The organism is Pseudalkalibacillus sp. A8, from assembly GCF_045920555.1.
Lineage (GTDB): Bacteria > Bacillota > Bacilli > Bacillales > Fictibacillaceae > Pseudalkalibacillus.
This window is the reverse complement of sequence record NZ_CP174509.1, coordinates 2,352,008-2,372,096: the sequence shown is the minus strand read 5'-3', so window position 1 is coordinate 2,372,096 and position 20,089 is coordinate 2,352,008. Positions and strand designations below refer to the sequence as shown.

General features: G+C 41.8%; 17 protein-coding genes and 3 pseudogenes. 4 read left to right on the top strand and 16 right to left on the bottom strand.

Translation table 11 applies throughout. The features are described 5' to 3' along the window. Positions 1–157 precede the first annotated feature (157 nt). Together ACJROX_RS12315 and miaB are read right to left on the bottom strand one after the other, a co-directional pair. Positions 158–577: a RicAFT regulatory complex protein RicA family protein gene (locus ACJROX_RS12315; RefSeq protein WP_408011047.1), complete on the bottom strand. Its 420-nt coding sequence runs from the start codon at positions 575–577 to the stop codon at positions 158–160. After that, on the bottom strand, positions 577–2,097 hold the full coding sequence (gene miaB, locus ACJROX_RS12310; protein ID WP_408011046.1) for a tRNA (N6-isopentenyl adenosine(37)-C2)-methylthiotransferase MiaB: 1,521 nt from the start codon (positions 2,095–2,097) through the stop codon (positions 577–579). Before miaB ends, ACJROX_RS12315 begins: the two co-directional genes overlap by 1 nt. A gap of 252 nt (positions 2,098–2,349) precedes the next feature. Between miaB and ACJROX_RS12305 the strand changes: the two genes are divergently transcribed. Together ACJROX_RS12305 and ACJROX_RS12300 are read left to right on the top strand one after the other, a co-directional pair. After that, positions 2,350–2,646, top strand: coding sequence for a transposase (locus ACJROX_RS12305; protein ID WP_408007393.1), 297 nt, complete (start codon positions 2,350–2,352; stop codon positions 2,644–2,646). Positions 2,647–2,654: 8 nt separating this feature from the next. Continuing rightward, on the top strand, positions 2,655–3,536 hold the full coding sequence (locus ACJROX_RS12300) for an IS3 family transposase (RefSeq protein ID WP_408007392.1): 882 nt from the start codon (positions 2,655–2,657) through the stop codon (positions 3,534–3,536). Between the two features lie 358 nt (positions 3,537–3,894). Here ACJROX_RS12300 and ACJROX_RS12295 read toward each other — a convergent pair whose 3' ends face one another. Next, entirely contained in the window at positions 3,895–5,073 is a 1,179-nt protein-coding gene (locus ACJROX_RS12295; protein WP_408011045.1) for a glycine C-acetyltransferase, read from the bottom strand. Positions 5,074–5,131: 58 nt separating this feature from the next. Beyond that, positions 5,132–6,172 carry an L-threonine 3-dehydrogenase gene (tdh, locus tag ACJROX_RS12290; RefSeq protein WP_408011044.1) on the bottom strand — a complete coding sequence of 347 codons (1,041 nt, stop codon included), beginning with the start codon at positions 6,170–6,172 and terminating at the stop codon, positions 5,132–5,134. A gap of 494 nt (positions 6,173–6,666) precedes the next feature. Here tdh and ACJROX_RS12285 point away from each other — a divergent pair. Continuing rightward, positions 6,667–6,819: pseudogene (locus ACJROX_RS12285) on the top strand (transposase); the annotation flags it as partial. 60 nt (positions 6,820–6,879) lie between these two features. Then, positions 6,880–7,176, top strand: a pseudogene (locus tag ACJROX_RS12280) (transposase); the annotation flags it as partial. Positions 7,177–7,371: 195 nt separating this feature from the next. On the opposite strand, the gene ACJROX_RS12275 reads toward ACJROX_RS12280, so the two are convergent. The 12 genes and pseudogenes from ACJROX_RS12275 to ACJROX_RS12220 all read right to left on the bottom strand — a co-directional run bounded on the left by ACJROX_RS12275 (position 7,372) and on the right by ACJROX_RS12220 (position 20,083). Next, positions 7,372–8,238: a 2-oxoacid:ferredoxin oxidoreductase subunit beta gene (locus ACJROX_RS12275; protein ID WP_408011043.1), complete on the bottom strand. Its 867-nt coding sequence runs from the start codon at positions 8,236–8,238 to the stop codon at positions 7,372–7,374. Then, positions 8,239–9,975 carry a 2-oxoacid:acceptor oxidoreductase subunit alpha gene (locus ACJROX_RS12270; RefSeq protein WP_408011042.1) on the bottom strand — a complete coding sequence of 579 codons (1,737 nt, stop codon included), beginning with the start codon at positions 9,973–9,975 and terminating at the stop codon, positions 8,239–8,241. A gap of 199 nt (positions 9,976–10,174) precedes the next feature. Beyond that, complete coding sequence (locus ACJROX_RS12265; protein WP_408011041.1) at positions 10,175–11,098, bottom strand: dipeptidase; 924 nt, start codon at positions 11,096–11,098, stop codon at positions 10,175–10,177. Between the two features lie 324 nt (positions 11,099–11,422). Beyond that, positions 11,423–11,683 (bottom strand): stage V sporulation protein SpoVS, encoded by a 261-nt coding sequence (spoVS, locus tag ACJROX_RS12260; protein WP_003211281.1) that lies wholly within the window; start codon positions 11,681–11,683, stop codon positions 11,423–11,425. Between the two features lie 88 nt (positions 11,684–11,771). Next, positions 11,772–12,566, bottom strand: a complete 795-nt coding sequence (locus ACJROX_RS12255) for a TIGR00282 family metallophosphoesterase (protein WP_408011040.1) — start codon at positions 12,564–12,566, stop codon at positions 11,772–11,774. A 407-nt stretch (positions 12,567–12,973) separates the two neighbouring features. Then, the gene (rny, locus tag ACJROX_RS12250; protein ID WP_408011039.1) at positions 12,974–14,542 is read right to left on the bottom strand and encodes a ribonuclease Y; all 1,569 of its coding nucleotides are present in this window, start codon (positions 14,540–14,542) and stop codon (positions 12,974–12,976) included. Between the two features lie 273 nt (positions 14,543–14,815). After that, entirely contained in the window at positions 14,816–15,247 is a 432-nt protein-coding gene (locus ACJROX_RS12245; protein WP_408011038.1) for a hypothetical protein, read from the bottom strand. 327 nt (positions 15,248–15,574) lie between these two features. Next, positions 15,575–16,183 (bottom strand): annotated as a pseudogene (recA, locus tag ACJROX_RS12240) (recombinase RecA); the annotation flags it as partial. Between the two features lie 98 nt (positions 16,184–16,281). After that, positions 16,282–17,520 carry a competence/damage-inducible protein A gene (locus tag ACJROX_RS12235; RefSeq protein WP_408011037.1) on the bottom strand — a complete coding sequence of 413 codons (1,239 nt, stop codon included), beginning with the start codon at positions 17,518–17,520 and terminating at the stop codon, positions 16,282–16,284. Between the two features lie 73 nt (positions 17,521–17,593). Continuing rightward, the gene (gene pgsA / locus ACJROX_RS12230) at positions 17,594–18,172 is read right to left on the bottom strand and encodes a CDP-diacylglycerol--glycerol-3-phosphate 3-phosphatidyltransferase (protein ID WP_408011036.1); all 579 of its coding nucleotides are present in this window, start codon (positions 18,170–18,172) and stop codon (positions 17,594–17,596) included. 192 nt (positions 18,173–18,364) lie between these two features. Further along, entirely contained in the window at positions 18,365–19,285 is a 921-nt protein-coding gene (locus ACJROX_RS12225) for a helix-turn-helix domain-containing protein (protein ID WP_408011035.1), read from the bottom strand. A gap of 18 nt (positions 19,286–19,303) precedes the next feature. Continuing rightward, a complete protein-coding gene (locus tag ACJROX_RS12220; RefSeq protein ID WP_408011034.1) occupies positions 19,304–20,083 on the bottom strand; it encodes a DUF3388 domain-containing protein in 780 nt (259 codons plus the stop codon). Between the last annotated feature and the right edge of the window lie 6 nt (positions 20,084–20,089).

Genomic DNA, 20,089 nt, shown 5'->3' with positions numbered 1-20,089 from the left:
GTGTCACCTTACCTTAATTCCATCCAAAAAAAAGGGCTGGCCCAAAAGAAAAGTGTTAGATCCTCCAAAACAACATCATTTTGTATCAAAATCACGATTTTTCTTAAATGTTGTTAAGTTCGGAGAGACTCAGACACTTATGGGTCAGTCCTGTATATCAATATCGATTATGTTTGACTGCTGACCCTGTCATCCCCTTCAACTGATCGCCGCCAGTTTCACGAATGATTTCATTCGTTACTGTATTGGAAATCGTTGAGGTGACCAACTGTAAAAGGTCATTCACTTCTGTTTGTGATTGCTTGAATTCCATTACGATCGGAATAGCGTCCACTTCAGCATGCAGGCTCTCAAGCTTGTCTTCCACTTTTTTCAGCGCTTCGTGCTTTTGGTAGTGCTGAAGGTTAACCGCTTCCTGTTGATACATTTTGATTTTACCGATCAATTTTTGCACTTTATCATTTTCGTTGATTTTTTCTTCTGCCTTTTTGAAGAAATCCACTTCTTCTGTCGAAGAGATCATTTTTGCCAGCTCTTCAGCTTTTTCGATCACTTGTTTCCTAGTATATTGTGCCATTATACTCTCACCTCTGCCGTTTCTACAAGCTCACCATTGAGACTCCATGTTTTAGGATCTGTCACTTTCACGTTGACGAGTTTACCAATCAAGGATTTTGGTCCCCGGAAATGCACTAGTTTGTTCGTTCTTGTATAACCTGCCAATACATCAGGGTCCTTCTTGCTTTCCCCTTCAACCAATACTTCCACGACCTGACCTTCCAAGGCTTTGTTCTTTTTCAGGAAAATCTCATTCATAACGCTGTTCAGTCGTTGAAGACGTTCTTTTTTCACTTTCATCGGTACATTGTCCTTCATTTTCGCTGCAGGCGTCCCATCCCGTGGCGAATAAATGAACGTGAAGGCCATATCGTATTCGACTTCTCTTACAAGCGATAAGGTTTCTTCAAATTGTTCTTCAGTTTCATTCGGGAATCCGACGATGATATCTGTTGTAAAAACAGCCTGTGGAATCTTGTCTTTGATCTTTTTGACAAGCTCCATATAATGTTCCCTCGTATATTTACGCGCCATCAACTTCAACACATCAGAACTTCCATGTTGGACAGGCAAGTGGATGTGCTCGACAAGGTTTCCGCCTTTTGCCAGGACATCAATCAGATGATTGTCAAAATCACGTGGGTGGCTTGTTGTGAATCGGACACGCGGGATATCGATCTTACGGATTTCATCCATCAATTCTCCAAGACCATACTCTATATCATCGAAATCTTTTCCATATGCATTCACGTTCTGTCCGAGTAAGGTGATTTCTTGATATCCGTTTCTTGCAAGATGTCGTACTTCTTCAATGATATCTTCTGGTCGACGGCTCCGTTCCTTTCCTCTTGTATAAGGGACGATACAATAGGTACAGAATTTGTCGCAGCCATACATGATATTGACCCATCCCTTGATATTGCCCTTGCGCACTCTCGGAAGGTTTTCAACGATATCCCCTTCCTTCGACCATACTTCGATGACCATCTCTTTACTGAAGACAGCGTTTTTAATTAATTGTGGAAGTCTGTGGATATTGTGAGTACCGAAAATCAAATCGATATGCTGGTGCTTTTGCATAATTTTATTGACGACAGACTCTTCCTGAGACATACACCCACAAACCCCGAGGATGAGACCAGGTTTTTCAAGTTTAAGAGGCTTCAAATGTCCAATTTCCCCAAAGACTTTGTTTTCAGCGTTTTCACGGATTGCACACGTATTAAGTAGAATGACATCCGCTTCCTTCGTGTCTGTAGTCGATTCGAACCCCATATCTGTCAAAATCCCTGCCATGACTTCGGTGTCATGTTCATTCATTTGACAGCCATACGTACGGATCAAGAACTTTTTCCCTTGTCCGATATTTCTGAAGTCGTCATCTATCGTAAAGTCTTTATGAAACTGGATCTTTTCCTTTCCCCTGCGTTTCGCATCCTTCAGCGATGGGGGCTGATACGTTGTTTGAAAATACTTTGAGTAATCTTTTTCTTCCGACTTCTGTTTTGGAGATTCGATTACGGAGGTATCTTTTTTCAACATTCTCACTCCTTACTGCAAAATCAACTCTATATACATGATAAAAAGTCATAATCTGTGTAGTTAACTAGTTTATTATAACAAACTCAGGTACGCTTGACCATAAAAGTTGGGTATGCTTATACATGGCACTAAATAAGTATAAATTCTCCCTACTGAAAAAAGAAAGAAGGTATGGCATGATATGATCCCCACATAGTAGACAGAAAAAAGAAAGCACATTAATCTGTCTATTATGGAGGGGATTTTTCTATGGGGAAAATGAGACAATCATATGATGTTGCATTTAAGAAAAAAGTAGTGGATCTATATATTAAAGATGGTATGGGCTACGATACGGTTGCGAAGGAAGTAGGTATTTCTAGTTCAGTTGTACGTCGTTGGGTTCAACACTTTGAGGCAGAAGGAATAAAGGGTCTCGAGGAAAAGCGCGGGAAAGCAAAAGGACCTGGGAAAGGCAGACCAAGAACCCGTCCTGAGGATCCAGAAGAGAAAATCAAACGATTAGAAGCCGAGAATGAAATGTTAAAAAAGTTCTTAGGGAAGTAAAAGGGGGTATGGAAGCCGTATCAACAGGTACTAAGTATAAAGTGATTCAAGATATGTCCAAGAAACAATACCCTGTCCAACTTCTATGTGAACTTGCAGGGGTATCAAGGGGCGGATATTACAAGTGGTTAAAGCGTCAGGAAGCCCCCTCTTCTAAACAGTTAGAGGATGATAAAATCAAGAAGTTAATCATAAAGTGTCACACAAAGCTCAAGGGGATTTATGGTTATAGAAGGATACATGTCTGGCTTAAGTCGGTACACAATTTACATATGAATCATAAACGGGTTCAACGCTTGATGGGTGAATTGGGAATAAAAGCCATCATAAGAAGAAAACGGCCCTACTACGGAAAGAAGGAAGCTTATGCCATCTCAGAAAACCATTTGAACCGAGATTTTAAAGCCTCTAAGCCAAATGAAAAATGGGTAACAGACATTACATACTTAATTTTTAATGGACAAAGATTGTATTTATCGGCTATTAAAGACTTATACAATAACGAAATCATCGCATATAAAATCAGTCAAAGAAACGACCTTCAACTAGTAATGGATACAGTAAAAAAGGCAAGAAGAAAACGGAGTGTAAAAGGAATTATCCTTCATAGCGATCAGGGATTCCAGTACACCTCAAAACAATATAACCAACTGCTTAAAAAATACAAAATGAAAGCGAGTATGTCTCGAAAAGGAAACTGTTGGGATAATGCTTGTATGGAGAACTTTTTTAGCCATTTTAAAACAGAATGTTTTCACTTATACTCTTTCCGAACCTCTGAAGAGGTTAAGTTTGCCGTCCACCAATACATACGATTTTATAATCACCAGAGATTTCAAAAGAAATTAAACAACCTGAGTCCCTATAATTATAGAGCTCAGGCTGCTTAAAAATGCTTTTTAATTTCTGTCTACTTGACAGGGGTCACTTCAGCAACCTTCTTTCCTTTTTATAAGCTTTGATATACGTAGTGTTGATTTCACGAAATTCACTCCCTTTCCACGGGCGATCCGCAAGCCTCCTCGGGGATCTCAACACAAAAATGAAATCATTTTCGTGTCTGCGATGAGTTCTTAGAGCTTAGAGCTTTCCTTATGCTGGCTTCGACGTTCACCACAGGACGTGGTGGTTGTTAGTCGAAGATCCTTAATCGCTGTGTGGTCTCGCCTGGATTGCTTTTCCCGAAGGAGTGTCGCAAATTTTCGTTAAAAATGGAACATTGAATCTAACAAGTTTTTCATTAACCAATTACTGGATGATTTTCAGTTCTTTTCCCGCTTTTTCAAATGCGTCAAGAGCCTCTTGCAAGTCTTCCTTCGTATGCTGTGCAGTCACGATGGTACGTACCCGTGCTGATCCCTTTGCCACCGTCGGGAAGCCGATCCCTTGGGCAAACACACCATATTCGAATAGCTTATCTGAAAGCTTATGAGCAAGGGCAGCATCACCCACGACTACAGGTGTAATCGGGGTTTCACTCTTCCCTGTATCAAAACCGAGCTTTCTCAAACCTTCTTTGAAGAATTTCGCATTATCCCATAGTTTTTCAATAAGTTCTGGTTCTTCCAAGAGTACATCGATCGCAGCCGAGCATGCTGCTGTAACTGCAGGAGGATGGGACGTACTGAACAAGAAAGGACGTCCTTTATGGATGAGATAATCTCTCAATGCTTGAGTGCTCGCTACATATCCACCTAATACTCCGATTGCCTTACTGAGCGTCCCGACTTGGATATGAACACGCCCATTCAAGTCAAAGTGATCGATTGAACCGCGACCGTTACGACCAAGGACACCACTTGAATGCGCATCGTCCACCATAAGAATCGCATCATATTTTTCACAAAGCTCCACGATTTCAGGAAGAGGTGCGATGTTTCCGTCCATTGAAAATACACCATCCGTAACGACGAGACGGACACGGTAATCCGAAGATTCTTTCAGTGCGCGCTCCAGATCTTCCACATCGACATGATTGTAGATCTTTCTATCTGCTTTTGTCAGGCGGATTCCATCTATGATCGAAGCGTGGTTCAATTCATCTGAAATGACGACGTCTTCCTTCGTCAGGATTGATGAAAGAACACCCTGGTTCGTCGTGAAGCCAGATTGGAAAACGAGAGCCGCTTCTGTATGCTTGAATTCTGCAAGCTTTTTCTCGTATTCTTCGTGCATAGCTAACGTACCAGCAATGGTACGAACAGATCCAGTCCCTACTCCGTATTTTTCAACGGCTTCCAGAGCAGCCTGCTTCATTCGCGGATGATCGGTAAGGCCTAAATAATTGTTAGATGATAGTTGAATGACTTCTTTTCCTTTGATAACTACACGTGCACCTTGTTCAGATTCCAAAGGGATCAATTCACGGAATACACCTTCAGACTTCATTTGATCAAGTTCTTCCTGCAGATATTCAAAACCTTTCATTGATAATTCCTCCTATCATTATTATAAGTGCAATACACGCATTTATAAAAACCTGTTGTTAAGGTTTCAATACCACTTTTCCACATTTTCCTTGCAGCATCAATTCAAAACCTTTTTCAAAATCTTCTAATGGGAATTCATGTGTAATCATTTTTTCAACATCCACTTGCCCTGAGCCTAGGAGTCCCGCTACCTGGCGCCACGTTTCGAACATTTTACGTCCTGTGATCCCTTGGACCGTTATTCCCTTGAAGACGATATCATTTGTGATATCGACTTCAACAGGTTTGACAGGCAGACTCAAAATAGACATTCGCCCACCATTGGTAATCATTTTAAATCCCTGATCGATTGCTACTGGGTGTCCAGACATTTCACAAACAACCTCAACGCCGTTTCCATCAGTCAGGTTCATGGCGATCTCAACAGGGTCTTGTTTTTTTGAATTGACTGTCGTTGTAGCACCCATTTCTTTTGCGAGCTCTAGGCGGTATTCATTCAGGTCATATGCGATCACCTGGGAGGCACCTGCTGCCTTTGCGACACCTACTGCCATAAGCCCGATCGGTCCGCACCCAATAACCGCTACCGTTCTGCCAACCACATCACCAGCGAGTACAGTATGGACAGCATTTCCCATAGGTTCCTGCACAGAACCGACAGCCATAGGCAGGTCAGGGTCATTTACCCATAAATTTTTCGCAGGAAGTGCCACATATTCAGCAAAACACCCATCGATATCGACACCGATGATTTTTGTATTCCGGCATATATGGGCATTCCCTGTTAAGCATTGCGGGCATTCTCCACAAACGATATGAGTCTCAGCGGAAACTGAGTCACCGATTTTGACGTTGGTTACATCATCTCCAATTTCCACGACTTCTCCTGCAAATTCATGCCCGAATACATACGGGGGATTAACCCGGCTTGCTGACCATTCGTCCCAAGCATAAATATGTACGTCGGTACCACAAATCGAAGTGGCCTTCACTTTAATCAATACTTCATCTTTTTTTATTTGAGGGATATCTACCATCTCAAGCTTAGCGCCTTTATCGCGATGGTGCTTTAGAATCGCTTTCATTTTTCCTTCCACGATGAACACTCCTTTAAATTCCACAATAGACTACCCTCTGAAATTGTATCATGACAACAAAAAGCAGTAAAGGCGTGTCCTCCCCATATGAACATACGGTTTTTACTGATGGAAAGACCGCTCTATATCATTTTGCAATTCCTTCCCTTAAACTATACTTATTTTGTTTATAAAAATCTTTGAAGCTTATTTTTGATTTCACTAGAATTTTATTTAATCAAAAAACCTCATCCTTTTATGAGAGTCCTGCAAAACGAATACAGTAACTGGAAAAAATCTCCCTTGGGGCGTTTTTTGATATGATGAAAGAAAAAGGCAAAGGAATTGGATAGATGTTAAAAGATCACTATCAAGAAACTCTTTCCTTTCATGCCGAGTTGTACAACTTAATACCAGAAGATCACCTATTAAAAAAAATCGATAAGTTGGTTGATTTTTCATTTATATATGACCTAACGAAAGAATCATATTGTAGGTAGTACGGACGACCAGCGACTGAACCAGAATTACTGCTTCGACTTCTTCTCATCCAGACCTTATATGATTTATCCGATGATCAGGTCATTCAAGATGCCAATTTACATTTAGCTTATAAGTGGTTTTTACGATTAATCCTGAAAGTTCTTTACCCCATCCTACACAATTAAGTTGATTTAGAAACCATGTTTAGGTGCTAATCGCGTAGAACTGGTAAAAAAGATACTGGAAAAAATCAAAAGAACACTTTTTACTTTGACGTTGATATATGTAAAGAATGTCCGTTAAAAGAAGGGTGTTACAAAGAGGGGAAAAAATCAAAAACATACTCAATCCGTATCATTTCTGAACATCAACAACAAATGAAGTACTTGGACTCGGAAGAGTATCAAGAACGGAAAAAGGTACGTTCAACTATCGAGCATAAGAATGCGGAATTAAAAAGATTTCATGGGTTAACCAGGGCAAAATACCGTGGTTTATTAGGTATGAAAATACAAACCTATCTCTCGGTGTTCGAACATTAAAAGAATGACAAAATTAATACCACAAAATGAGCTGGAAAATGTGTAACACCAGCCCATACTTTTTAAAATAATGTAAAAATCCACCAGAAAGTTAAGGTTCAACTTATCTACTGGTGGATTTTTTTCTACTAAAGATCTTTTCGCCCTATTTTGCAGGACTCTCTTTTATAGATGAGGTTTTTTATGAAAATACTTTTACATGAACTCGGAAATCAGTTCGTTGAATTGTTGGTCATCGATGCTCAGGTCTGCTTTAGACAGTGCCGTTTCACTGTAGCCATGAGCAAGATCTTGATACGATTTCTTGTTCTTATCCTGGTAGATCAAACCTTTGACAAGGCCATTATTCTCCATCAATGTTTGCATTGCAATCATACGGTTTGATGAATCATAGTTCTCGACCTCAGCCAGGCTGACTAGATTTTCTTTGAACCAATCATACGTATTTACCTTATTGTAGGTAACACAAGGGCTGAATACGTTGATGAGTGAGAACCCTTTATGCTGCATTCCTTGTTCGATCAACGATGTCAATTCCTTCAAATCACTGGAGAAGCTTTGGGCAACGAATGTCGCTCCAGCAGTCAAAGCTGTTTCCATGATTGAAATGGATGATTCAACAGATCCTTCCGGTGTACTCTTCGTCTTGAATCCAAATTCTGAACGAGGGGATGTTTGCCCCTTTGTCAAACCATAGATCTGGTTATCCATGACGATGTAAGTCACATCGATGTTACGACGGATTGCATGGATTGTATGCCCCATACCGATTGCGAATCCATCCCCGTCACCGCCAGATGCAATGACAGTCAAATCACGATTCGCCATTTTGACCCCTTGGGCGATCGGCAATGAACGGCCATGAATTCCATGGAAACCATAAGAATTGATATAGCCTGAAATACGTCCGGAACATCCGATTCCAGATACGACAGCCAAATCATCCGGTTCTAAGCCGATATTCGCAGCTGCACGCTGGATTGCCGCCTGAACAGAGAAATCTCCACAACCTGGGCACCAGTTCGGCTTTACTTGGTTACGAAAATCTTTGAATGTTGCCATCTATAACAGCTCCTTGCATTTTGTGTAGATTTCTGAAGGCAGGAATGGGTTCCCGTTGTATTTCAATACATTGTTGATTTTATCAAGGTTCCCAAGGTTCATCTTCATGATATTTGCAAGTTGACCTGTCGAGTTATTCTCAACGACGATTACCTTCTTTGCAGAATCGACCATTTCCTTCATTTCTTTTGTAGGGAACGGATGTACCAATCGTACGTGCGCGTGATTGACTTTGATTCCGTCTTCCTCTAAGTGTGGGATCATTTCTTCAATTGCTCCGCGAGTAGAATTGAAACCGACAACAAGGACATCAGCCTCATCATGCTTAGCATTTTTGAAAACCGGATTTTTGAACTTCAAATTCTGAAGTTTCCGGTTACGTTTATCCATTTGATCCTGGCGGTTAGCTGCCACTTCAGATGGTTTACCTGTTTGGTCATGCTCGACCCCTGTCACATGGTGAATTCCATTTTTCATACCAGGAAGTATACGAGGTGAAACCCCATCTTCAGTCACTTCATAACGTTTGAAGTACTCTTTCGCTTCAAGCTCAGGCAATTCATCAACCTGGAGCTTACCACGGCGGATCTCGGTTTTACTGTAATCGAGTGGTTGGACACTTTGCTTACCTAAGGAAAGCTGCAAGTCTGACAGCACAATGACTGGACATTGATATTCTTCAGCAATGTTCAAAGCTTCTACTGCATCATAAAATGCTTCTTCTGCAGTACTTGGCGCGATAACCACTTTCGGAATCTCGCCATGTGTACCGTAAATCATCGCCATCAAATCAGATTGCTCCTGTTTTGTCGGCAAGCCTGTGGAAGGACCACCACGTTGAGTATCTACGATGACGAGTGGGGTTTCGGTGATGCCTGAAAGACCGATCGCTTCCATCATAAGGGATAAACCAGGCCCTGCTGATGCGGTGATCGTACGGACTCCTGCATAGTTAGCCCCGATCGCCATAGTCGCAGCTGCAATTTCATCTTCCGTTTGGATGACGGTCCCGCCATATTTAGGAAGGTGTTTGATCATGTATTCCATGATTTCAGATGCTGGCGTAATGGGATAAGCAGACATGAAGCGTACGCCGCCGACTAAGAAACCGAGGGAAATCGCATCGTTACCGATCATGAACATGCGCTTCTTACCATCAGCTTTTTCCAGCTGCAGGCGCTCTATCGGACCGCCTGCTTGCTCATTGAAGTACTCTGCACCTTGACGGAGTGCCTCCATATTCTTCTCGACCACTTTTTCACCTTTACGGCCATAAACTTCTTGAACGATTTCACGGTATTCTTCTGTCGATTGGCCAAGTATCGCACTCGTCGCACCGATGGCAACCATGTTCTTCATCAATGAGGTGCCTAATTTATTCGCAATTTCTGTAAATGGAACCGCATACAACTTTGCTTTACAGTCTTCCGGAGCTGTCGGGTTGAACTTTGCATCTGCAATGATCAATCCTTCTTCATGCAGTTCGCGGTAGTTAACATCGATCGTTTCCTGATCGAAAGCCACCAAGATATCTAAGTCGTCCGAAACCGCACCTATTTCCTTTGTGGAAACACGAATTTTGTTGTTCGTGTGCCCTCCCTTAATACGAGAAGAAAAGTGACGGTATGTATAGAGATAATAACCTAATCGGTTTTGTGCAAGTGAAAAAACCTCACCAGTACTGTCGATTCCTTCACCCTGTTGTCCGCCAACTTTCCATGAAAGTTGATCTACCATTTAGAACTCCACCCCTTTTATTGTTCCAATCAAAATTTCAATTGTATGTTATTTTTCCAACCGAATCATCCGAGTGAGAAAACCCTTTGATTTTAGGAAGAAAAATGATTTATAACGTCTACAATAATAGACCTATCACTATAAAAATGCAAGTATTCTTCGGAAAAATCCTTTCAATCATTGACCAATTGTTAAAAAATTAAAAATTTATCCGTTTATTGAAATTATCAAAACAGAACCCCTTCACATATTCTTCAGAAAAATGTTTCAGCAATTCGTTGAGTAATCGATCATAACCGAAATAGGAATCCAATCCGATCACTGTTTCGGAAATTCCGTCGAAGTCAGACCCGAAACCGATATTGTATACTCCGCCCAGAGAAGCGACATAATCGATATGCTTAAGGATTTCAGTAATCCGGACTGGTGACCGATTATTGAGAAAATAAGGGACGAACGTTATTCCCATCACCGCATCTTTTTCAATCAGCACTCTGATTTGTCGATCATTCAGATTCCTGGGATGGTTGCACAACTTCTTCGCGTTCGAATGGGAAGCGATGACATGTTCAGTCAGCTCCATCACATCCCAAAAGCTCGCTTCAGTCAAATGGGAAACATCTGTCCAGATTTTTTCTTCATTTAAAAGGGTTACAGCTTCTTTTCCTAAGTTTGATAGACCAGCTTGTCTTTTTTCGAGTACACCGTCCGCGAGATCGTTGGCAAAATTCCAGGTGAGTCCTATTGAACGTACACCTAGTTGGATTAGTGTCCTTAATCTGGATAAATCATTTGCAATCGGTCCACAGCCTTCCAGAGTGAGCATGACACCGATTTCTTCTTCACCTAGCAATTGGATGTCTTCCCTGGTTTGAATCAGTTTGATATCTGGATAAGGCTTCACGATTTTTTCGTAAAATATGTCAATCATTTCGATTGCTGCTTGGAATCTTCCATCTCCGACCACATCTTCTGGAACATAGACTGCGAAACACTGCACCTTGGCCCCTGCAGCTTTCAATGCAGGATAAGAGACTTGGAGGTGGTCAGAGTCATCAAACGTCAAAGTGGAATCCCGCCATAGCTTTAATAACGCATCACAATGGGCATCGAATACTTTCATTTATGAACCCCCTCTTTAGTAAGTTATGAACCTTTCCAAAGATAAATAGAAAAAACCTGGTCACATCCCTGATCAGGTGCCAAGCGAGTTCCATTATTACATTTTGGGCAAGGTTACTCCTCTGAATACAATGATATACTTAATACTCATAAACATCTATCTGATGATTAAAGAAAGTTTTATTCATATTCTAAAAGATTTTCAGCTTATTCTTGTGTAAAGCTTACATGCCCGATGAGCGACAAGTCAGCAGAGTTGTTTTATAGAACTTTGAAAATAAATAACCTGTTTGCTCAAAATGAACAAACAGGCTTGCACACATCATTATCTTGGTTCGACGATCAACTTGATGGCGGTTCTTTCTTCTCCGTCAATCAAGATATCTGTAAATGCAGGGATACAAATGAGGTCAACTCCACTCGGTGCTACAAATCCTCGTGCAATAGCTACTGCTTTCACAGCTTGATTTAATGCGCCTGCACCTATTGCCTGTATTTCGGCTGCTCCTCGTTCACGGAGGACTCCGGCTAACGCGCCAGCTACAGAATTTGGATTGGACTTTGCTGAAACTTTTAATATTTCCATGATTTGTACCTCCTTATTGATATCCTACCACTTTTACTATATTCACGATGTGAGCTTGTATTCCTCCTAAATCATAACCTCGCGAAGACTATTCCGTGAAAGGATGATCATCGTTGATTTGGATTCGTTTAATCGATTTGGCCAGCCCAGTTACCCGATCGAGATCGATTATGACTCCACTTAACTGTTCCCGCCCAATTTCCACTTCAAACCTAACTGGTAAATTTGTTAGGAATTTTTTAAGAACCGCTTCCTTACTCATCCCGAGAATTCCATCATAAGGGCCAGTCATTCCGACATCAGAAATGTAAGCTGTACCTCCCGGGAGAACGCGATTATCGGAAGTTTGCACGTGTGTATGCGTCCCTACTATGGCGGACACCCTACCATCTAAATACCATGCAAGCGCTTGTTTCTCGCTTGTCGCCTCTGCATGGAAATCGACAAATATGAATGGTGTCCTATTTTTCACTTCATCAAGAATTTCATCCGCTTTACGGAAAGGACAATCCAGCGGAGGCATGAATGTACGTCCTTGAAGATTAACGACAGCTACTTCAATGTCGTTTATTTTTACAAATGTGTAGCCCTGGCCAGGTGTACCTTCTGGAAAGTTTGCGGGACGCACCATCTGGGGAACATCGTCAATAAAATTAAAGATCTCCTTGTTGTCCCACGTATGGTTTCCCATAGTTATCGCATGAGCGCCCCATTGCTTCAAATTTTTCGTGATTTTTTCCGTTATCCCACGCCCGTGTGCAGCGTTTTCGCCATTGATTATGGTCAACGTTGGTTGATATTTACTTTTCAATTTTGGGAGATACGTTTCGACCATTGATCTACCAGGGGAACCGACAATATCGCCAATAAATAAAATTCTCATTGTAATAACCCTTTCTACTATAAATGACTATGTTGAGCAGTTTCTCAATGTACTTTTAACTATGCCACGTTCTAGAAACAGTGTCCAATCGGTAGGTAACTATTCCTGAAGAACAATGATCATATAGAAAGCTGAAAGAGACGATTCAGAAATCTCTCTTGTTGTATAATTGAAGTATTTTAGTAATTTTATACTTTTCGAGTGTGTTTCTTGGCCTTTGATATGATTTTTAAGATTTGTGCAGCAATGATTTACACGATCTTGACCTAGAAAATGTTTTTTAAAGCGTCCCATGACTATTTATCTCTACAAAGCCGGACCGAAATGCTACAAATTTGAAACTATCTCTATAACTCCAAAATTCTCTCTACAACTCCGAAAAAAATAAAGCGACGTTTTACGTCGCTTTATTTCGCATATTCAACTGCTCTGGTTTCTCGAATGACTGTAACTTTAATATGGCCAGGATAATCGAGTTCATCTTCAATTTTCTTGGTGATGTCACGAGCCAATCGGTGGGATGCAACATCATCCACCATGTCAGGTCGTACCATGATCCGGATTTCACGTCCTGCTTGGATGGCGAATGATTTCTCGACCCCATCGAAGGATTCAGAAATCTCTTCAAGCTTCTCAAGCCTCTTGATATATGTCTCAAGTGTCTCTCTCCGAGCACCAGGTCTAGCAGCAGATAAAGCATCTGCAGCGGCGACAAGGACTGCAATGATTGACGTTGGTTCTGTATCTCCATGGTGAGAAGCAATACTGTTGATGACAATCGGATGTTCCTTGTATTTCTGAGCAAGTTCAACACCGATTTCAACGTGACTTCCTTCCACTTCGTGGTCGATCGCTTTACCGATATCATGGAGTAGTCCAGCCCTGCGAGCGACGGTAACATCTTCCCCAAGTTCTGCAGCCATCAATCCGGTCAAGTGTGCGACCTCCATTGAATGTTTGAGTACATTCTGACCGTAACTTGTACGGTACTTCAAGCGGCCTAATACCTTGATCAAGTCAGGATGCAAACCATGTACTCCGATTTCAAAGGTAGTCTGTTCACCGATTTCCCGGATATACTCATCAACTTCCCTTCTGGATTTATCCACCATTTCTTCAATGCGAGCCGGATGGATCCTTCCATCAGAAACCAGTTTATCAAGAGCAATTCTTGCAATTTCTCTCCTGATCGGGTCAAATCCGGAAAGAATGACCGCTTCAGGTGTATCATCGATTATGAGATCGATCCCCGTCAATGTTTCAAGAGTACGTATATTACGCCCTTCACGCCCGATGATTCTACCTTTCATCTCATCGTTCGGCAGATTTACAACAGAAACAGTCGTTTCCGCCACGTGGTCAGCAGCACAACGCTGGATGGCTAGGGATAAAATCTCCTTCGCCTTCTTGTCTGCTTCTTCTTTCGCGCGGTTTTCTCGATCCTTAATCATAGCTGCAAGTTCATGGTCAATTTCCGACTGGGCTTGTTCCATGATTATCTGCTTCGCTTCATCGCGTGAAACTCCAGATAGACGTTCGAGTTCCAGTTGCTGTTGCTGCAACACCTGCTCCACTTTGCTTTCCATCTCTTCAATTTGTTGTTGTTTTTTGGTGAGAGTATCCTCCCTTTTTTCTAATGATTCCTCTTTCTTATCTAAGGTTTCACTTTTGCGGTCAAGGACCTCTTCTTTTTGTACCAATCGATGTTCTTGTTTTTGAAGTTCTGATCTGCGTTCGCGAATTTCACTTTCGGCTTCTACCCGTTGCTGATGGATCTCATCCTTCGCTTCGAGCAAAGCCTCTTTTTTGCTAGCTTCAGCTTCTCGTTTTCCATCTTCGATAATCTGTTTTGCCGCATGCTCGGCACTAGAAATTTTCGCTTCAGCAATTGATTTACGAACAAGATATCCAACAACTGCAAATACGATTGCAGAGACAAGCAAAATGGAGATGAGGACGATAATATTAATATACATACCTTTCACCTCCTCTTGCTATCTAATTGTTGGTTGTAAAATTGAATAGTTTTTCATCAAGCTAGCTATTCACATACAGCGGTTTCATTGTTTAACAATTGTAAAAGTAATCAAACAATATACATCAATTGTATAGTTGTCTATTTTTAATGTCAAGAGCTGACAATACAGAGTTAACCTGGCAGTGTAAAGCGTATTGTAGCCTTCATGCAAAACTGTTGCCATAAAAAAGATGACCCGAATTTTCTGCAGGTCATCTTGCATCAAAATATTTTATACTAACGAATCTTGTTCTTCTGTGTCTTCTTTGGCTGCCGCCGTTTCAGTGTTCATTTGATAATAAGAGCGGATCTGTTGATAGATTTCATTTTCGATCGCTTCGTTTTCCTTCAAGAATTGCTTCGCGTTTTCGCGTCCTTGACCGAGCCTGTCGCCATTGAAGGAATACCAAGCACCACTCTTCTGTACGACATCGATTCCAGACCCGATATCGAGGATTTCACCCTGTCTTGAAATCCCTTCTCCATACATGATATCTACTTCTGCTGTTTTGAACGGAGGTGCAACCTTGTTCTTGACGACCTTGATACGCGTCTTGTTTCCAACCATGTCGTTACCTTGCTTTAAGGTTTCTGCTCTTCGTACTTCCAGACGTACGGAAGAATAGAATTTGAGGGCGCGTCCCCCAGGAGTTGTTTCTGGCATTCTCTATAGATTTTCCATCTCTATAGTGTGGACTATATCTTCATCTCAATATATTATTGAGAGCCTTGCACTTCCAGCAGGAGCCTATCTTCTGCCGTACCCTACTAAGTTAACTCTTCGGAGAGCCCCTTTCGGTAGTCTCTACACCTTCCTATAATTGGCTTGGCACGGTATTACCCATCTTTTGGAGGGCTTCACCGTTAGCAGCATTAATATGCCACACCCTTAGGCAATAAGGTTCACAAGGTTTTTTAAACATGCTATCACTAGCATGGGAAACCCATAGTAAACTCCTTAATCCGTTTTGGATTAAGCAACTAATCGTTGATTTCCGAACATGACGCCGACCTTCTCACGGATCTGGTTGATGAAGATCGCTGTTGTTTTTGATTTGCTGATGGCTCCTGATAGTTTACGAAGAGCCTGTGACATCAGACGTGCTTGAAGTCCGACGTGCGAGTCACCCATTTCCCCTTCGATTTCAGCTTTCGGTACTAGAGCAGCGACAGAGTCGATGACCAGGATGTCTACAGCTCCACTACGAACAAGGGCTTCTGCGATTTCCAAAGCCTGTTCACCAGTGTCTGGTTGGGAAAGCAATAACTCGTTGATATCCACACCAAGCTTTTCAGCGTAAACCGGGTCGAGAGCATGTTCCGCATCAATGAACGCTGCCTGTCCGCCATTCCGTTGTGATTCTGCAATCGCATGCAGGGCTACAGTCGTTTTACCAGAAGATTCAGGCCCGTAAACTTCAATGATCCTGCCGCGGGGATAACCGCCTACACCAAGTGCGATATCCACAGCGAGTGATCCGCTTGAAGTTGTAGAAACGCGATTTTCCGTCTGTTCTCCTAACTTCATGACAGATCCTTTACCAAATTGCTTCTCTATTTGTCTTAAAGCCATATCTAATGCAGCTTTACGATCACTCATGCAATCACTCCTTAAAATTAACTAACTTCATCATACCTCTTTTTATAACATTTGCCAATACTTTTTACGAACATTTATTCGCCTTTTTGTGAAATCGGCTACCCCACAAGTTGTTTCAGTAAATAAAACAATCCGTAGTTGACTGTACGTGTTCTTACAGCATTTCGGTCACCAGCAAGTTTTAACGGATATACCTTCGTCTCTTGTGGAGAGGCGATTCCGATATATACTGTTCCGGGCGGCTTACCTTCCATTTCATCCGGTCCTGCTACACCAGTGAAGCTGATCCCATAATCACTTTTGAATAACTCCCGTACATTTTCTGCCATCAGTTCGGCACACAATTCACTTACCGCTCCATCTTCATCCAACACTTTTTCCGGGATTTTCAATTGATTCATCTTGATTTCATTCTGATAGCATATGATGCCGCCCTGTAAGACTTGCCCTGCTCCAGGCTGCTTCGTCAGCTCATGTCCGAAAAATCCACCCGTCAAACTTTCAGCGCAAGAAACTGTAAGTTCTTTTTCTTGCAACATATCGAAGGTTTCGTAGGAAAGTGTGGTGTCATCATAGCCATAAAAAAATTGCCCGACTCGATCAAAAATTTCCTTTTCAAGTTCATCGATCATTCTTTCACCTTGTTCCTCAATATCACACTTGGCAGTCAGTCTCAAGGTCACCTCGAAAATACCCGCTAGAGGTGCAATCGTCGGATTCGTCTGTCCCTCGATGAGATCCATCAATTTCGTTTCAAGCGTCGATTCACCGATACCGTAGAAACGGAGTACACGTGAAAGAATAAGCTCTACTTCTTCCCCTCTCAATTGCTGTATGTATGGAATGGCAAAGTCGGTGAACATCGGTTTCATTTCCTTCGGTGGTCCAGGGAGAAGAATATAAATCTTGTTTTCTTTTTGCAAAGCGATCCCCGGAGCCATCCCATTGTTGTTCGGCAGTACAGCAGCTCCTTCAAACACAAGGGCTTGTCTGCGGTTATTCTCAGACATTGGTTGCTGGATTTTCTCGTAATATCCTTCAATGAAATCCATCGCTTCTTTATTTTCGATCAAAGGAAGACCGAGGTGCTCTGCAATCGTTTCTTTCGTGAGATCATCCTTTGTAGGTCCCAGTCCACCGGTGAAAATCAATAGATCAGAGCGTTCTTCAGCGATCTGGATCGTTGAAATCAGCCGTTGTTTGTTATCTCCGACGACCGAATGGTGGTAAACATTGATGCCTTGATCTGCCAGCTGTTTAGAAATGAATTGGCCATTCGTATTGGCGATTTGGCCTAAAAGTAACTCTGAGCCTATTGCTATGATTTCTGCGTTCATGAATTGCACCTCTTTCTCCGAAATTAACAGGGCTGACTTTCCATTTGGATTTGAGTCAGCCCATTCATCGTTGTTATTTTGACTTTAGCATAATGTGCTTGTTTTTCATAAAATAATCCCATCCTGAATAGACTGTGATGATCGTTGCTGCCCACAGTGCTATGTCAGCAAAAGGGAACGAAACGATCGTGAATGGAACATTATGAAGTAATAGTACTGATATTGCGATGATTTGAATCGATGTTTTCAGTTTACCCAACTTGCTTGCGGCAATGACATCTCCATCACCTGCTGCAATCAGCCGCAGTCCTGTAACTGCAAATTCACGGCTTAAAATCAAAATGACCATCCAAGCTGGTGCAAGTTGAAGTTCGACGAGTCCGATAAGAGCCGCTGTGATCAAAAGCTTATCAGCCAGTGGATCCAAAAATTTCCCCAGATTTGTAACCAGGTTCAATTTCCTTGCGTAATAGCCGTCAATCCAATCTGTACATGACGCAATGATAAAAATGAGTGCTGCAATGAAATGGTGGATGGGTATATCCCCATTCAATATTTTAAGGCTTCCCCATTCAAATGGAACAAGGAGAAATACCATGAAAATAGGGATCAAAATTACTCTGGATATCGTGATTTTATTCGGTAAGTTCATAACTGCCTCCTGTCGGTTATCGGGCTTGAGCATGTATATTTTACCACAAACGGTCTAAAAGCAAACAAAGAAGCTTTATAAGATTGAATTCTTAAGTGACTCTCATAAAAAACTAAATATCAATGAAACTGCAATACAAAAAAGAGGACCGACCCAACTTGATTTGAGGTGCTTGTTGAGTCAATCCTGAATTTATTGTGCCTCTTCCGTTCCTTTTTGATATTGAATGACGATTTTCTGATGCGGTCTCTTAGATGGTTCGACTGCGTAGGTGAGTGGTTCACCATTGACTGTGACTTCTACATTCTGGCTTACACCAATGTTGAATGTCACTTGGGTCTGATCAGCAAGATCATAAGTCAGGATACCGTTCTCTTTTTTGAACACTTTCCCGCCTGGTTGAATATTTTTTCCCGAAGCTTCCTTCACATCAATATAGGAGTTCCCCTTCATCTTTAATTCTACATTGAATTGATCTGTTCCGGATAAAGCGTATGTTTTTATGCTCCCTTCTGAAGAGAGTTCTTCCAGATTCTGAACCTGAGTTTCTTCTTCAGGCTCAGATTCGGTTTCAGTGGTGTCTTCGTCTTCTGAACTGTCGCTTTTTCCATCATTGCCATCTGTATCCTCAGATGTCTCTGTAGACTCTTCTGGTTCATCACCTTCAGCACTTTCATATTTGTCCACATTTTCTGTATTCGGTTCAGAGCTGTTGTTACCGGCATTATTTTGTATCACCCAGTATAAAGCCACTAATAACGCTGCTAGTAAAACTACTGTCAGGAATACAGGAAACACCTTTGCCACCTTATTGTCCTTCGGGATGTTTGATTTGGGTTTCGAGGCACTAGGCGTAAATTCTGACTGGCCTTCCTTTGTTGCGGGCAATTCACTTGCATGTTCTTCAAAAAGCACTTCTGGATCCAGGCCGACCGCTTCGGCATAATTTTTAATGAATGCCCGTGCATAAAATGCTCCTGGTAATACGGAGTATTGGCCTTCCTCGATCGCTCGGAGATATCTCTTTTGGATCTTCGTCTTATCCTGTAATTGTTCGTATGATAACTGTCTTTCCATTCGCGCTTCTTTCAAGCGCTGACCAAGCTCTGTCATACTTGCTACCACCTGCCACTATTCAAAATCAAAACCAAAGGATGTTGTGCTCGTATCAACGACATCATAGGTAATTTCTTCATCAGGATCATTTCGTAGTTCAATAATATAATCAAAATCATCAAGCGTATACTCTGAATCCCTTACAAAAATATCCGGGTGTTCAACAATTTTGGTTGCTGGTAGTCTCATGACTTCTCGGATCAACTGCCAGTGTCTTTCAGATGATCGTTTTAATGAAACGATCCCATCGACTAAAAACACATGGTCGTTGCTGTATTCATCCTCCGCTAATTGGCTGCGTATCGTTTGTTTCAGAAGAGTTGATGAAACGAAAACCCATCGTTTGTTTGCACATACGCTGGCAGCTACGATCGATTCGGTTTTCCCAACACGGGGCATTCCACGGATCCCGATGAGTTTGTGTCCCTCGATCTTGAACAATTCTGCCATGAAGTCGACAAGCAATCCAAGCTCGTCCCGGACAAAGCGGAACGTCTTTTTATCATCTGCATCCCTTTGTATGTAACGCCCATGTCTGACTGCTAAAATATCTCTGAGTTTCGGTTTCCTCATCTTTGTGATCGTGATGTTGTCCATCGTCTCGAGGATAGTCTTCAGACGTTCGACTTGTTCAGGATTATGAACCAACAACAACAATCCGCGTCTCATATTGTCAACGCCATTGATTGTAATAATATTTATTCCTAACATACCGAGCAATGAAGAAATATCTCCAAGGAGCCCGGGACGGTTTTTATGTATTTCATATTCTAAATACCATTCCTGCTGTTCCATTGCTCA

What these genes read in the sequence shown, in the direction of transcription:
- ACJROX_RS12315 (WP_408011047.1), bottom strand. Translation starts at nt 577, where the DNA reads ATGGCACAATATACTAGGAAACAAGTGATCGAAAAAGCTGAAGAGCTG.
- ACJROX_RS12305 (WP_408007393.1), top strand. Translation starts at nt 2,350, where the DNA reads ATGGGGAAAATGAGACAATCATATGATGTTGCATTTAAGAAAAAAGTA.
- ACJROX_RS12300 (WP_408007392.1), top strand. Translation starts at nt 2,655, where the DNA reads ATGGAAGCCGTATCAACAGGTACTAAGTATAAAGTGATTCAAGATATG.
- ACJROX_RS12295 (WP_408011045.1), bottom strand. Translation starts at nt 5,073, where the DNA reads ATGAAAGGTTTTGAATATCTGCAGGAAGAACTTGATCAAATGAAGTCT.
- ACJROX_RS12275 (WP_408011043.1), bottom strand. Translation starts at nt 8,238, where the DNA reads ATGGCAACATTCAAAGATTTTCGTAACCAAGTAAAGCCGAACTGGTGC.
- ACJROX_RS12270 (WP_408011042.1), bottom strand. Translation starts at nt 9,975, where the DNA reads ATGGTAGATCAACTTTCATGGAAAGTTGGCGGACAACAGGGTGAAGGA.
- ACJROX_RS12265 (WP_408011041.1), bottom strand. Translation starts at nt 11,098, where the DNA reads ATGAAAGTATTCGATGCCCATTGTGATGCGTTATTAAAGCTATGGCGG.
- spoVS (WP_003211281.1), bottom strand. Translation starts at nt 11,683, where the DNA reads ATGGAAATATTAAAAGTTTCAGCAAAGTCCAATCCAAATTCTGTAGCT.
- ACJROX_RS12255 (WP_408011040.1), bottom strand. Translation starts at nt 12,566, where the DNA reads ATGAGAATTTTATTTATTGGCGATATTGTCGGTTCCCCTGGTAGATCA.
- rny (WP_408011039.1), bottom strand. Translation starts at nt 14,542, where the DNA reads ATGTATATTAATATTATCGTCCTCATCTCCATTTTGCTTGTCTCTGCA.
- ACJROX_RS12245 (WP_408011038.1), bottom strand. Translation starts at nt 15,247, where the DNA reads ATGCCAGAAACAACTCCTGGGGGACGCGCCCTCAAATTCTATTCTTCC.
- ACJROX_RS12235 (WP_408011037.1), bottom strand. Translation starts at nt 17,520, where the DNA reads ATGAACGCAGAAATCATAGCAATAGGCTCAGAGTTACTTTTAGGCCAA.
- pgsA (WP_408011036.1), bottom strand. Translation starts at nt 18,172, where the DNA reads ATGAACTTACCGAATAAAATCACGATATCCAGAGTAATTTTGATCCCT.
- ACJROX_RS12225 (WP_408011035.1), bottom strand. Translation starts at nt 19,285, where the DNA reads ATGACAGAGCTTGGTCAGCGCTTGAAAGAAGCGCGAATGGAAAGACAG.
- ACJROX_RS12220 (WP_408011034.1), bottom strand. Translation starts at nt 20,083, where the DNA reads ATGGAACAGCAGGAATGGTATTTAGAATATGAAATACATAAAAACCGT.